At 36.7% G+C, this 13792-nt stretch carries 12 protein-coding genes and 1 other annotated feature; all 12 genes read right to left on the bottom strand.

Features of this window, described 5'->3' with window-relative positions:
- Nucleotides 1–102: 102 nt before the first annotated feature.
- Nucleotides 103–3582, bottom strand: a complete 3480-nt coding sequence (gene rpoC / locus ACZ446_RS02320) for a DNA-directed RNA polymerase subunit beta' (RefSeq protein WP_464393543.1) — start codon at nt 3580–3582, stop codon at nt 103–105.
- 26 nt (nt 3583–3608) lie between these two features.
- Entirely contained in the window at nt 3609–6863 is a 3255-nt protein-coding gene (gene rpoB, locus ACZ446_RS02315; protein ID WP_464393542.1) for a DNA-directed RNA polymerase subunit beta, read from the bottom strand.
- Nucleotides 6864–7225: 362 nt separating this feature from the next.
- Nucleotides 7226–7594: a 50S ribosomal protein L7/L12 gene (gene rplL, locus ACZ446_RS02310; protein WP_464393541.1), complete on the bottom strand. Its 369-nt coding sequence runs from the start codon at nt 7592–7594 to the stop codon at nt 7226–7228.
- A 22-nt stretch (nt 7595–7616) separates the two neighbouring features.
- Nucleotides 7617–8132 carry a 50S ribosomal protein L10 gene (gene rplJ / locus ACZ446_RS02305; protein ID WP_464393540.1) on the bottom strand — a complete coding sequence of 172 codons (516 nt, stop codon included), beginning with the start codon at nt 8130–8132 and terminating at the stop codon, nt 7617–7619.
- Nucleotides 8133–8177: 45 nt separating this feature from the next.
- Nucleotides 8178–8309 (bottom strand) — a sequence feature (ribosomal protein L10 leader region).
- 42 nt (nt 8310–8351) lie between these two features.
- On the bottom strand, nt 8352–9056 hold the full coding sequence (gene rplA, locus ACZ446_RS02300) for a 50S ribosomal protein L1 (RefSeq protein ID WP_464393539.1): 705 nt from the start codon (nt 9054–9056) through the stop codon (nt 8352–8354).
- A gap of 102 nt (nt 9057–9158) precedes the next feature.
- Entirely contained in the window at nt 9159–9581 is a 423-nt protein-coding gene (gene rplK, locus ACZ446_RS02295; protein WP_073160658.1) for a 50S ribosomal protein L11, read from the bottom strand.
- A gap of 45 nt (nt 9582–9626) precedes the next feature.
- Nucleotides 9627–10196 carry a transcription termination/antitermination protein NusG gene (gene nusG / locus ACZ446_RS02290; protein WP_464393538.1) on the bottom strand — a complete coding sequence of 190 codons (570 nt, stop codon included), beginning with the start codon at nt 10194–10196 and terminating at the stop codon, nt 9627–9629.
- 36 nt (nt 10197–10232) lie between these two features.
- Entirely contained in the window at nt 10233–10436 is a 204-nt protein-coding gene (secE, locus tag ACZ446_RS02285; protein WP_464393537.1) for a preprotein translocase subunit SecE, read from the bottom strand.
- A gap of 34 nt (nt 10437–10470) precedes the next feature.
- Nucleotides 10471–10620 carry a 50S ribosomal protein L33 gene (rpmG, locus tag ACZ446_RS02280; protein WP_014553844.1) on the bottom strand — a complete coding sequence of 50 codons (150 nt, stop codon included), beginning with the start codon at nt 10618–10620 and terminating at the stop codon, nt 10471–10473.
- A gap of 235 nt (nt 10621–10855) precedes the next feature.
- Complete coding sequence (gene tuf / locus ACZ446_RS02275; protein ID WP_464393536.1) at nt 10856–12049, bottom strand: elongation factor Tu; 1194 nt, start codon at nt 12047–12049, stop codon at nt 10856–10858.
- A 152-nt stretch (nt 12050–12201) separates the two neighbouring features.
- Nucleotides 12202–12855, bottom strand: coding sequence for an RNA polymerase sporulation sigma factor SigH (gene sigH, locus ACZ446_RS02270; RefSeq protein WP_464394363.1), 654 nt, complete (start codon nt 12853–12855; stop codon nt 12202–12204).
- A 75-nt stretch (nt 12856–12930) separates the two neighbouring features.
- Nucleotides 12931–13659 (bottom strand): 23S rRNA (guanosine(2251)-2'-O)-methyltransferase RlmB, encoded by a 729-nt coding sequence (gene rlmB / locus ACZ446_RS02265; RefSeq protein WP_464393535.1) that lies wholly within the window; start codon nt 13657–13659, stop codon nt 12931–12933.
- Nucleotides 13660–13792 lie beyond the last annotated feature (133 nt).

Raw genomic sequence — 13792 nt, 5'->3', positions numbered from 1 at the left:
TTTTGTAAAATAAGAACTTTTAAAAACAATTCCAGTCCATTTCTAAGCTTAACCAAAAGGGAAAACTCTTTTTATTATTTATATTTCATATGTTTGGTAATTCTATTCAACTTCAGTTAAATCTTCAGTTAAATCTCCAAACATTGTTCCATCTTCTTTTACTACATCAATATCTCTATAATGTTTCATACCTGTACCTGCAGGAATCAATTGACCAATAATTACATTTTCTTTTAATCCTAATAATGGATCAACTTTCCCGTCAAGTGATGCTTCTGTCAGTACTCTAGTTGTTTCCTGGAATGAAGCAGCAGATAAGAATGAATCAGTAGCAAGTGAAGCTTTCGTTATACCAAGAAGTTCAGGTTTAGCAACAGCTGTTTCTTCATTGTTTTCTGCAGCCTTCTTATTTGCTACCCGATAATCATATCTATTAACAAGACTTCCTGGGAGTAAATTAGTGTCACCAGGTTTGATAATTTTTAGCTTCTTCATCATCTGGCGAACAATTACCTCAATATGCTTGTCATTTATTTCAACACCCTGTGAGCGATAAACATTCTGTACTTCTTCTAAAAGATAATTCTGTACAGCTTTTTCTCCCTTAACCTTAAGTAGAACATTTGGATCAAGCGGACCTTCTGTTAGTTTATCCCCGGCTGTCACGTAATCATCATTTTTTACAATCATTTTGGATCCATAAGGAATTTTATATGTTTTCTTTTTGCCGTCTTCATTCTCAACCACAACTCGTTTAGAGTTTTTCTTTTCGACAATTGTTACATACCCTTCTCTTTCAGTCATGATTGCCTGACCTTTAGGAGTTCTTCCCTCAAAGAGCTCTTCAACTCTTGGAAGACCCTGAGTTATATCATCTCCAGCAACACCACCAGTGTGGAAGGTACGCATAGTAAGCTGAGTACCAGGTTCACCAATTGACTGTGCAGCGACAATACCAATTGATTCTCCAATGTCTACAAGTTTACCAGTTGCCAGGTTACGACCATAACATTTACGGCAGACACCATGCTGTGCTTCACAGGTCAGGTTAGATCTAATTTTAACTTTATCTATCCCAGCTGCTTCAATTTTGTTCATTTTCTTTCTATCAATTAGAGTATTATTTTCTACAATAACTTCTCCACTTTCAGGGTCAACAATTTCTTCAGCTGTAAATCTTCCTATACACCTTTCAGATAAAGGTTCCACAGCATTCTTACCCTTAGGACCAATTGATTCAACATAAATACCTTCTTCTGTACCACAGTCATCTTCACGAACAATAACATCCTGTGATACGTCAACCAAACGTCTGGTTAGATAACCAGAGTCAGCAGTTCTTAAGGCAGTATCAGCCAGACCCTTACGGGCACCATGAGTAGATAGGAAATACTCTAATACATCCAGACCTTCACGGAAACTGGAACGAATCGGAACATCAATAATTCTACCTGATGGATCTGCCATCAAACCACGCATACCAGCAAGCTGTGAGATTTGAGATGTATTACCACGAGCACCAGAAATAGCCATGATGTAAATGTTGTTGCTTTCATCAAGGTTTTCAAGTAGTGCATCTGTAACATCATCTTTAGCCTGATTCCAAATATCTACAACTTTATGATATCTTTCATCTTCAGTTATAGCACCACGTCGGTAGTGGTTTTCAATTTGATGAACTTCATCTTCAGCTTGGGAAACTATTTTTGGCTTTGCAGGTGGGATCTCAGCGTCACTTACCGCTATTGAAATACCTGAGCGTGTAGCAAAGTCATAACCCATAGATTTAATCTTATCTAGTGTAGCTGCTGTTTTGTCATTACCGACTTCTTCGTAAAGGTCAGTAATTAAATCTCCCAAATCACTTTTGCCAAATCTCTTATTAATAAATTCTAACTCTTCTGGTAGAGCCTCATTAAAGATAACCCGACCAATTGAAGTTTCAATTATCTCACCATCTAATCTTACTTTAACCGGTGCCTGCAGATGTACTCGATCAGTATCATAAGCTTTGATTGCTTCATCTGCATTAGCAAATATTTTTCCAGCACCCTTCCGATCTTCTTTGATGGTAGTTAAATAAAAGACTCCTAAAACCATATCCTGTGTTGGTACAGTAATCGGACCACCATCTGATGGGTTAAGAATATTTGTAGTAGCAAGCATCAGCAAGCGAGATTCTGCTTGAGCTTCGACAGATAAAGGAAGGTGTACAGCCATCTGGTCTCCATCAAAGTCAGCATTATAAGCCGGACAAACTAATGGATGTAACTTAATAGCCTTACCTTCTACAAGTACAGGCTCAAAAGCCTGAATACCAAGTCTATGAAGTGTTGGCGCACGGTTTAGAAGAACTGGATGATCTTTAATGGCTTCTTCTAAAATACCCCAAACTGCTTCATCAACATCTTCGACCATTCTTTTTGCATTTTTAATATTATGAGCATGTCCTTCTTCAACCAAACCTCTCATTACAAATGGTTTAAATAACTCTAAAGCCATTTTTTTAGGAAGTCCACATTGATGCATTTTAAGATCTGGTCCAACAACGATAACCGAACGACCTGAATAGTCAACACGCTTACCAAGTAAATTCTGACGGAATCGACCCTGTTTACCTTTAAGCATATCACTTAAAGATTTAAGCGGTCTATTTCCAGCTCCTGTTACCGGTCTACCACGACGTCCATTATCAATTAAAGCATCCACTGACTCCTGCAGCATTCTTTTTTCATTACGAATAATTATTTCTGGTGCTCCAAGATCGAGTAGTCTTTTTAATCTATTGTTACGATTAATAACTCTTCTATATAAATCATTCAGATCAGAAGTAGCAAAGCGTCCACCATCAAGCTGAACCATTGGTCTCAAATCAGGTGGAATAACTGGAATTGCATTCAAGACTAAATTAGCAGGATTTAAGCCTGAATCTAAAAGTCCATCCATAACTTCCAATCTGCGTACAGCCCTTTTGCGGCGCTGTCCACTTGCTTCCTTAACTTCCTTCTTTAGTTCTTCTACCTCAGATTTTACATCAATTCTTCCCAGCAGTTCCTGAACAGCTTCTGCTCCCATTGCAGCTTTAAAGGTATTGCCATATTTGCTTTTGGCTTCCCTATATTCACTTTCTGCAAGCAGCTGCTTTTCACTTAATGGTGTATCACCAGGATCAGTTACTATATAATGTACAAAATAAATAACTTTCTCTAATGCTCTTGGTGACATATCCATTATCAAACCCAGTCGACTGGGGATACCTTTGAAATACCAAATGTGTGTGCATGGTGCAGCCAATTCTATGTGCCCCATTCTTTCTCTTCTCACTTTGGATCTAGTTACCTCTACTCCACAGCGGTCACACACAACACCTTTATAACGGACCCGCTTATACTTACCACAGTGACATTCATAATCCTTGGTTGGCCCGAAAATTTTCTCACAGAATAAACCATCTTTTTCAGGTTTCAAAGTTCTGTAATTAATAGTTTCCGGCTTTTTAACCTCTCCACGGGACCAATCACGTATCTGCTCTGCAGAAGCAACTCCGATCCTCATTGAATCGAAATTATTCACATTTAACAAGGGTCTCTCCCCTTTCTATATTGGAATTATTCGTCTTCATCATCATTATCACGACTTAATTTCAAGTCTGTATCTAAACCAAGTTTTTGCGCTGTTTCCATCATTTCATCCTCATTTTCAGCAACCTGCAGCTCCTCTTCATCTGAAGTAAAGATTCGAGCATCAAGTCCAAGACTCTGCATCTCTTTGATCAATACTTTAAATGATTCTGGAATACCAGGATCAGGAACATTTTCTCCCTTAACAATTGCTTCATAGGCTTTAACTCTTCCTACAACATCATCAGATTTAACTGTCAGCATTTCCTGCAGGGTGTAAGCAGCACCATATGCTTCAAGTGCCCAAACTTCCATCTCACCAAAGCGCTGACCACCAAATTGAGCTTTACCTCCAAGCGGCTGCTGTGTAACAAGAGAATAAGGTCCTGTTGAACGAGCATGTAATTTATCATCAACTAAGTGGTGGAGTTTCAGGATATACATAACTCCAACTGTTACTCTTTCTTCAAATCTTTCACCGGTTCTGCCATCATATAAAACAGTTTTTCCATCTCTGGATAACCCGGCTTCTTCTAAAATATCCTCAACTTCAATCTCAGTTGCACCGTTAAAGACAGGTGTTTCAGTATAAATACCAAGCGCCCTAGCTGCCATACCGAGATGAGTTTCAAGTACCTGTCCAATATTCATACGAGATGGTACACCAAGTGGGTTAAGTACAACCTCTACAGGCTCTCCGTTTGGCAAGAAAGGCATATCTTCTTCAGGTAAGATTCTCGAAATAACACCCTTGTTACCATGACGACCAGCAAGCTTATCCCCTACAGATATTTTCCTCTTTGTAGCAACATAAACTCTAACTAAACGGTTAACCCCTGGCTTCAAGTCATCTCCCTGTTCGCGAGAGAATACTTTAACATCAACAACTATACCTTCTTCACCGTGAGGAACTTTAAGAGATGTATCTCTAACCTCACGTGCTTTTTCACCAAAGATAGCTCTTAAAAGTCTTTCTTCAGCTGATAGTTCAGTTTCTCCCTTAGGAGTTACCTTACCAACTAAAATATCTCCTTCCTCAACTTCGGCACCAACCCGAATAATTCCACGTTCATCAAGGTTTTTGAGTGAACTTTCCCCTACATTAGGGATATCACGGGTAATTTCTTCAGGCCCAAGTTTAGTATCTCTGGCCTCTGCTTCGTGTTCTTCTATATGAATTGTAGTGAATGCATCTTCTTTAACCAAATTTTCACTGATTAAAATAGCATCCTCATAGTTATATCCTTCCCAGGGCATAAATGCAATCAATGAGTTTCTTCCGAGGGCCATTTCTCCCTTTTCAGTTGACGGTCCATCTGCAATTATGTCTCCAGCTTCAATTCGGTCACCTTTAGCAACAATTGGCTTCTGATTCATGCAGCTTCCCTGGTTAGATCTCTTATATTTCATTAATTGATAACTATCAATTAAACCTTCATTATTTTTTACCATTATCTTATTAGAAGTTACACTAACAACTTCTCCATCTTTTTCTGCTACAATAACTGCACCTGAATCTTTCGCAGCTTTATACTCCATACCTGTAGCAACCATTGGTGCATCAGTTATCATCAGCGGAACTGCCTGACGCTGCATATTTGCACCCATTAAAGCACGGTTTGCATCATCATTCTCTAAGAAAGGTATCATCGCTGCGGAAACCCCAACCATCTGTTTAGTAGAAACATCCATGTAATCTAAATCTTCCGGATGCACCTCTAAAATATCGCCTCTTTTACGAGCAATAACAAATTCTTTAGTGAAGTTTCCTTCTTCATCAATTTCTGCATTTGCCTGTGCAATTATATGTTTATCTTCCTCATCAGCAGTTAAATAGTCAATTTCATCAGTAACTCTACAATCAACTACTCTACGGTAAGGAGTCATTAAAAAACCAAACTCATTAGTCTTGGCATAAGTCCCCATTGTACCGATCAAACCAATATTTGGTCCTTCAGGTGTCTCAATTGGACAGATACGACCATAATGAGAATGGTGAACATCACGCACATCAAAACCAGCTCTTTCTCTACTCAAACCACCAGGTCCAAGAGCAGATAATCTTCTTTTATGAGTCAACTCTGACATCGGATTAGTCTGATCCATAAATTGAGAAAGCTGTGAACTACCAAAAAACTCCTGGATAGAAGCCACAACAGGTCTTGTATTAATTAAAGCCTGGGGAGTAACTACATCCACATCCTGAATAGTCATTCTTTCTCGTACAACTCTTTCCATTCTGGAAAGTCCAATTCTAAACTGATTCTGAAGTAACTCACCGACTGTTTTTAATCGACGATTACCCAGATGATCAATATCATCTATAAATGCTTCTGGATCATTATAAATTAATTTAATCATATACTTCACAGTTGCTGCAATATCATCTATATGAAGATATTTACGATCTTTATCTACATCTAATTCTAATTTTTTATTTAATTTATAGCGCCCAACAGCTGCCATATCATATCTTTTGTGATCAAAAAATAATGATTCTAAAAGATTGGTAGCGCTTTCTACTGTAGGTGGCTCTCCCGGACGGAGGCGCTTATATAATTCAATTAAAGCTTCTTCTTTTGATTCCGTACTGTCTCTCTCTAAAGTATCATGCAGTACTTCTGAATCACCAAATTCGTCTGTAATTTTTGCATCTGTACCAAAACCAAGTGCACGCAGCAAAACAGTTGATGGAAGTTTTCTAGTCCTATCAACTCTTACAGAAATTATTCTCTTTTTATCATATTCAAATTCGATCCAAGCTCCGCGATTAGGTATAATGCTTCCTGTTATCAAGCGTCGCCCGTCTTTTGTTCTTTCATCACTAAAATAAACACCAGATGATCTAACCAGCTGATTAACCACTACTCTTTCAGCACCATTAATAATAAATGTTGCCTTATCAGTCATAAGTGGGAAATCACCCATAAACACTTCCTGTTCCTTAACTTCACCAGTTTCCTTGTTTATAAGTCGAACCTTAACCTGCAAAGAAGCTGAATAAGTATCATCTCTATCCCGACACTCTTCCACTGTATATTCGGGATCCTCTAAATAATAATCTACGAATTCAAGTACCAGATTTTCAGAAAAATCTTCAATTGGTGAGATCTCATCAAAAACCTCGCGCAATCCTTCTTCTAAAAACCACTGATAAGAGTTTAATTGTGTATAAATCAGATCTGGCAAGTCCATCGCGTCATCAATTTTACTAAAAGTATGTCTTTCCCTTGCCGTTGACATCATTGCACCCCCAGGAAATTCTAATAATTAGCTGAAACTATCCCATAATAATCATTTACTTATTTACCTTATAGACATCTAATAATGATAGCACAGGAAAAATCTCTTGTCAAGAGATTTTAAGATGAAATTCTCCCATTTACAATCTTTTTTCAATTAGTCATTAACTCCATGATTAATATAATACTTTATATGTCAATAAATAAAAAAATAAACTTTTTAATAAAAAATTATATAAATAATAAAGATAATGCATAAATGTATATAAAAGAGAGAATTTCACAGTATATGATGAAAAAATAGTCCCACTGTATAAATTTATACAGCAGGACTATTATCATAATTGCTATATTAAAACTGGATTACTTAAGTTCTACAGTTGCTCCAGCTTCTTCTAACTTTTCTTTCATTTCTTCTGCATCTTCTTTAGCTAAACCTTCTTTAACATTACCTGGAGCGTCATCAACAACAGCTTTAGCTTCTTTCAGACCTAAACCTGTTAATTCACGAACAGCTTTGATAACTTTAATTTTCTTGCCACCAACATCAGCTAAGAAAACATCAAACTCAGACTTTTCTTCTTCTGCTGCTCCACCTGCTGCTGCTCCACCAGCTACTGCTACAGGAGCTGCCGCACTTACACCAAACTTTTCTTCTAATTCTTCAACCAACTCAGATAATTCTAAAACACTCATTTCTTCAATTGCACTAATAATTTCTTCTTTATTCATTATAATAATCCTCCTTATTTTTTTAAGCTTTCTCTTCTTTGATTTGATTTAATACCTGTACTAAGCCGCGGATATTACCCTGCAGTACGTTGACCAATCCAGATAGGGGTGCTTTCATACTTGCAAAAGCCTTTGCCAGCAGTTCTTCTCTGGATGGAATTTCTGCGAGAGATTCCACTTTCTCTTTACTTATAATTTCACCATTTAAAAGACCAGCTTTAATTTCTAAAACTTCATGATCTTTAGCGTATTCTACTAAAATTTTAGCAGGAGATACAGCATCTTCTTCACCAAAAGCAATAGCTGTTGGTCCTGAGAAAAATTCTGTCATTTCTTCCATTTCAACATCATTAGCTGCAATAGTAGCCAGGGTATTCTTAACAACTTTAAATTCTACCCCTGCCTCTCTCAGCTTACTTCTTAATTCAGTCATTTCGGCAACATTCAAACCCAGATAATCTGTAATTACAAGTGATTTGGCAGTGCTAAATTTATCAGTTAGTTCTTTAACAACTGCTTCTTTTTCTGGTCTTGCCACATTTTCACCCCCCTTAAAATATGAGCTTAAATTTAATCGTAATTTTTATAAATTGAAAAAACCTCCTGTAGACAGTCAGGAGGTATAAATGCAAAAATAATATTTGCAGAAAGTTGCCCTCGGCAGGAAATTTAAGCATAACGCCCCTGCTGTCTTCGGAAAGGTTATTTTCTTGTCTAAATAAATATAACACAAAAATCTTAACAGGTCAAACTTTTTTTATCTTCCAATAAAAGACATTGTAGCTGCTGGATCAACTTTTACTCCAGGACCCATTGTTGGTGAGATAGCTAAAGATCTAAAGAATTTACCCTTAGCTGCTGCTGGGCGTTCCTTTGCAAGAGTATCCATGATTTTGTGATAGTTATTCAAAAGCTCTTCTTCTGTAAAAGAAGCTTTACCAATTGGCAGATGAACAATACCAGTTTTGTCAACACGGTATTCTAGTTTACCAGCTTTAAATTCAGCTACAGCTTTTTCCAATTCAAAAGTTACTGTGCCTGCTTTAGGATTAGGCATCAAACCTTTTGGTCCTAAAACTCTACCAAGACGGCCAACAACACTCATCATATCAGGTGTAGCAATAGCTAAATCAAAATCTAACCATCCACCCTCAATTTTTTCTGCTAATTCTTCACCACCAACGAAATCTGCTCCAGCTTCTTCAGCTTCTTTGGCTTTTTCACCTTTAGCAAATACAACTAAAGTTACTTCCTGACCTGTACCTTCCGGTAAAACAACAGTCCCTCTAATATTTTGATCAGCATGTTTGGGGTCTACTCCCAATCTCGCTGACAATTCAATTGTTTCATCAAAGTTTGCAGTTGCAAGTTCTTTAACTAATCCAAAAGCTTCTTTGGGCTCATATAATTTTTCGCGATCAAATTTTTCTAATGTTTCTGCATAACGTTTACTTTTTGCCATTATTATTCCTCCTTTGTGGTATTAGCGGAAATTTCCTCCCACTGAATTACGTCTATAAACTTCAATTTTACTAGGCATTTACTTTTAGAGCAGAAAGATAATTTACTCTACTAAAATTCCCATACTTCTTGCAGTACCTTCAATCATGCTCATTGCAGCTTCTAAACTACCAGCATTTAAATCCTGCATTTTAGTTTCTGCAATCTTCTGCACAGCATCTTTGCTAACTGTAGCAACTTTATTAACATTTGGTTCTCCAGAAGCAGTATCAATTCCTGCAGCCTGCTTTAACAATACAGCAGCTGGTGGAGTTTTAGTAATAAAATCAAAAGAACGATCCTGATATACTGTAATTTCTACCGGAATTAATGTTCCTTGATTTTCTTTAGTTTTTGCATTAAAAGATTTACAGAATTCCATAATATTAACACCATGCTGTCCAAGTGCTGGACCTACAGGTGGTGCAGGATTAGCCTGTCCGCCAGGAATCTGTAATTTAATTACTGTCATAACCTGTTTAGCCATTTAAAAACACCCCTTTCTTCAATAATTCTTTATATTAGAAAACAACTAATGTTTCTCAAATTGATCAAACTCTAATTCAACTGGAGTTTCTCTACCAAACATAGAGACAAGAATTTTTGCTTTACCCTGTTCAGGGTGAATTTCTTTAATAACTCCATCAAAGTCTTCGAATGGACCATCTTTTACGGTAACTTGATCTCCAACTTCAAAGTCAACAGAAACCTTTTTAGCTTTTTCACCCATACTACTGAGAATTGCATCAACCTCTTCTTTTTCTACAGGGAGTGGTTTGGTTCCACCACTAACAAAGCCTATTACACCAGGTGTGTTTTTAACAACATACCATGATTTATCATTCATATCCATCTGTAATAAGATATAACCGGGGAAAATTCTTTTTTTAACTACTTCATCTTTCCCTTTCTTCTTTTCTATTTTTTCTTCAGTTGGAACTAAAATTCTAAAAATGCTGCCTTCCATACCTGTACTGGCTATTCTCTTCTCAAGATTTGCCTTAACTTTTCTTTCATGCCCCGAATATGTGTGGACAACATACCAGGGAATATCTTCTCTTGCTTTTTCTAGTTCTTCATTAAACTTACTTTCTTCATTCATATTTAAGGATTCTCTAGAGAATCCTCACCTCCTCAATTACGAAATTAATGGAGTAATTATATTAGCCAGCGTTAGATCTATTAAACCAATAAATGTTATTAAAGCAATTACAGTTACAATTACAACTAATGTATTCGAAGTAATTTCCTCTTTATTTGGCCAGTTCACTTTTTTTAATTCAGATTTTACTGATTTAAAAAATTTAGCGATTTTGCCAAAAAACCCTAGTTCTTTTGCCATCTTAAATCACTTCCTCAGCTAAGTATTAATGATTCTACTTTGTTTCACGATGGAGGGTATGCTCCTTGCAAAACTTACAATATTTTTTCAGTTCCAGTCTATCACGAGTATTCTTCTTATTTTTTTTGGTAGAATAATTGCGGTTTTTGCATTCTGTACACTCTAAAGTAATAATTTCTCTCACCGTAAATCCACCTCCTCAATCAAACAATTGCTGCTTGAAAAACTTATATTTTTAAATTTTAATTAGTCTGTTTTTTAAATTCAAAGATATTTTTTCTGATTCTTAACCTTAATTAATTTACCATATTTAAAGACTAATGTCAATGTTTTTTTAGAAAAAAAGCATGTGCAGTTTGATCTGCACATGCCTATGGAATTAAATTTAAGTTTTAATAACTTATTATATTAAGCAGCATTTACTCAATAATTTCAGTTACAACTCCAGCTCCTACTGTGTGACCACCTTCACGGATTGCAAAACGTAGTCCTTCTTCCATAGCTATTGGAGTGATTAGCTCTCCTGTCATCTCAATGTTATCTCCAGGCATTACCATGTCTACTCCTTCTGGTAACTGAATGTTTCCTGTTACATCTGTTGTACGGAAGTAGAACTGTGGTCTGTATCCATCAAAGAATGGTGTGTGTCTTCCACCCTCATCTTTACTTAATACATAAACTTCTGCATAGAACTTTGTATGTGGTGTAATACTTCCTGGCTTTGCCAGTACCTGACCTCTCTCGATGTCTTCTCTTTTTACACCTCTTAATAATGCTCCAATGTTATCTCCTGCTACTGCTTCGTCTAACATCTTACGGAACATCTCTACTCCTGTTACTACTGTTGTTTCTGTTTCTTTAATTCCTACAATCTCTACCTCGTCTGATGGATGTAAAGTTCCTCTCTCAATACGTCCTGTCGCTACTGTTCCACGTCCTGTGATTGAGAATACATCCTCTACAGGCATTAAGAATGGCTTTTCTGTATCTCTTTCTGGCTCTGGAATGTAGCTATCTACTGCATCCATAAGCTCGATGATCTTCTTACCCCATTCTCCTTCTGGATCTCCGTTTTCAGCTGCTTTTAAAGCTGATCCTACTATTACCGGAATATCGTCTCCTGGGAAGTCATATTCGCTTAAGAGTTCTCTTACTTCCATTTCTACTAGTTCGATTAACTCTTCATCGTCTACCATATCTGCTTTGTTTAAGAATACTACGATTGATGGTACACCAACCTGGCGAGCTAAAAGAATATGCTCTCTTGTCTGTGGCATTGGGCCATCTGCTGCAGATACTACCAAAATTGCTCCGTCCATCTGTGCTGCTCCTGTAATCATGTTCTTTACATAGTCAGCGTGTCCTGGACAGTCTACGTGAGCATAGTGTCTTGACTCTGTTTCATACTCTACGTGAGAAGTCGCAATTGTAATTCCTCTTTCTTTTTCTTCTGGAGCATTATCGATTGAATCAAATGCTCTTACTTCTGCTCCACCATAGTTTGCTAACACATTTGTGATTGCTGCTGTTAGCGTTGTTTTCCCATGGTCAACATGTCCTATTGTTCCTATGTTAACATGTGGTTTTGTTCTTTCAAATTTTGCTTTTGCCATTTTCTTTTCTTCCCCCTTAAAAATTTAACTTAATTTTATGTAGCCATCAGGATAAAATATCCACAAAAAAGGCCTGGCGGCTGCAGGCCGAATACTGCCGTTAATGACAGTTATATTTATTTAAATTAAAAGCATTTAGAAAAATTTATTTATTATATATTATGCTTTTCTAAAAACACTTCTAATTTTCTTTTCACTCTTTGTAATGCGTTATCAACTGATTTAACATGCTTATCCAATGCTTCAGCAATCTTTTGATAAGATTTCCCATCTAAATATTCCTGTAATACATCAAATTCTAAATCACTCAACATAGAAGAAATTTCAGATTCAATTAAATCATATGTTTCATTGCTGATAAATAAAGCTTCTGGATTTGATAATTTTCCACCTTTGAGGATATCCAAAAGTGTTCGATCAGATTCCTCATCATAGATCGGCTTATTTAAAGAAATATAAGTATTCAAAGGCTGGTGTTTCTGGCGGGTAGCTGCCTTGATTGCAGTAATGATTTGTCGAGTAATACATAATTCAGCAAAAGCCCTAAAAGAAGCCAATCTCTCAATCTTATAATCCCGTACTGCTTTATAAAGGCCAATCATACCTTCCTGTACAATATCTTCGCGATCAGCCCCAACCAAAAAATAGGAGCGTGATTTAGCAAGCACAAAGTTTTTATAACGTTTAATCAGAGTTTCCTGAGCTTCCATATCACCCTGATGGACCAGTTCAACTAGTTCATCATCGGACATCTGTTTATACTCTTCAAAACTGATATCATCAAAATCGAGTTCATGAGCATTCATCTTCAACCAGAATCCCCTCCCTTATCCATTACATTACTATTATACTTGCTAAAAAAACTTTCGTCAAGAATTATCTTATCCGCGCTGACGGAAAATTTCGTAGATAATAACTGCTGCTGCTACAGAAGCATTTAGGGATCCTAACTCTCCACTCATTGGAATTTTAATAAGAAAGTCACAATTTTCTCTAACAAGTCTTCTAAGTCCACTGCCCTCACTACCTATTACAAGCCCGAGTGAACCACTTAAATCAGCTTCAAAATGACTTTGTTCGGCTGCTGCATCAGCTCCTGCAATCCAAAAATTAGCTTCTTTTAAGTCTTTAATTGCATAATTAATATTAGAAACTTTAACTAATGGCATATGTTCAGCAGCTCCAGCAGCAGCTTTTAAAACAACAGGAGTTATACCCACTGCCCGTCTGTCCTGATAAACAACTGCATCAGCACCTGCTGCATAAGCGGTCCTAATTATCGCCCCAAAATTATGCGGGTCTTTAATTTCATCTAAAATAATAACTAAAGAATCGGCTTCTTTATTCTTTTTTATTTCTATAATGTCAGCTAAACCATATTCTTTTAAAGAATCTGCTTCAGCTATAACACCTTGATGCGCATGAGATTTTGCACTTTCATCTAGCTTTCGAGAGGAAATTCTACTAACTGGAACATTTTTTTCAGCCGCCAATTCTAAAATTTTATCAATGATATCAGCTGAAATTTTTTCCTGAATAAAAATTCGATGTATTCTCCTGTTACCTCTTAAAGCTTCATAAACCGGATTTCTTCCTTCAATTTTTGGCATTTAATTATCATTCCTTTTTAATCGAATCAATTCGCCCACAGGACATTTCCCCTTCTGGGCATTTGCCTTTTGCCTAACAGGAAGGTCCAATTTTTTAAAATAAACTAGAACTAATTTTTACCTGTTTAAGCAT

Source organism: Halanaerobium sehlinense (genome assembly GCF_055379485.1).
Note: the sequence above shows the minus strand (reverse complement) of the source record. Positions and strands in the feature narration are given on the sequence as shown.

Bases quoted from the DNA above. Each gene is read 5' to 3' on its own strand.
- rpoB (WP_464393542.1), bottom strand. From the start codon at position 6,863: ATGTCAACGGCAAGGGAAAGACATACTTTTAGTAAAATTGATGACGCG.
- rplL (WP_464393541.1), bottom strand. From the start codon at position 7,594: ATGAATAAAGAAGAAATTATTAGTGCAATTGAAGAAATGAGTGTTTTA.
- rplA (WP_464393539.1), bottom strand. From the start codon at position 9,056: ATGGCAAAAAGTAAACGTTATGCAGAAACATTAGAAAAATTTGATCGC.
- rplK (WP_073160658.1), bottom strand. From the start codon at position 9,581: ATGGCTAAACAGGTTATGACAGTAATTAAATTACAGATTCCTGGCGGA.
- nusG (WP_464393538.1), bottom strand. From the start codon at position 10,196: ATGAATGAAGAAAGTAAGTTTAATGAAGAACTAGAAAAAGCAAGAGAA.
- secE (WP_464393537.1), bottom strand. From the start codon at position 10,436: ATGGCAAAAGAACTAGGGTTTTTTGGCAAAATCGCTAAATTTTTTAAA.
- tuf (WP_464393536.1), bottom strand. From the start codon at position 12,049: ATGGCAAAAGCAAAATTTGAAAGAACAAAACCACATGTTAACATAGGA.
- sigH (WP_464394363.1), bottom strand. From the start codon at position 12,855: ATGAATGCTCATGAACTCGATTTTGATGATATCAGTTTTGAAGAGTAT.
- rlmB (WP_464393535.1), bottom strand. From the start codon at position 13,659: ATGCCAAAAATTGAAGGAAGAAATCCGGTTTATGAAGCTTTAAGAGGT.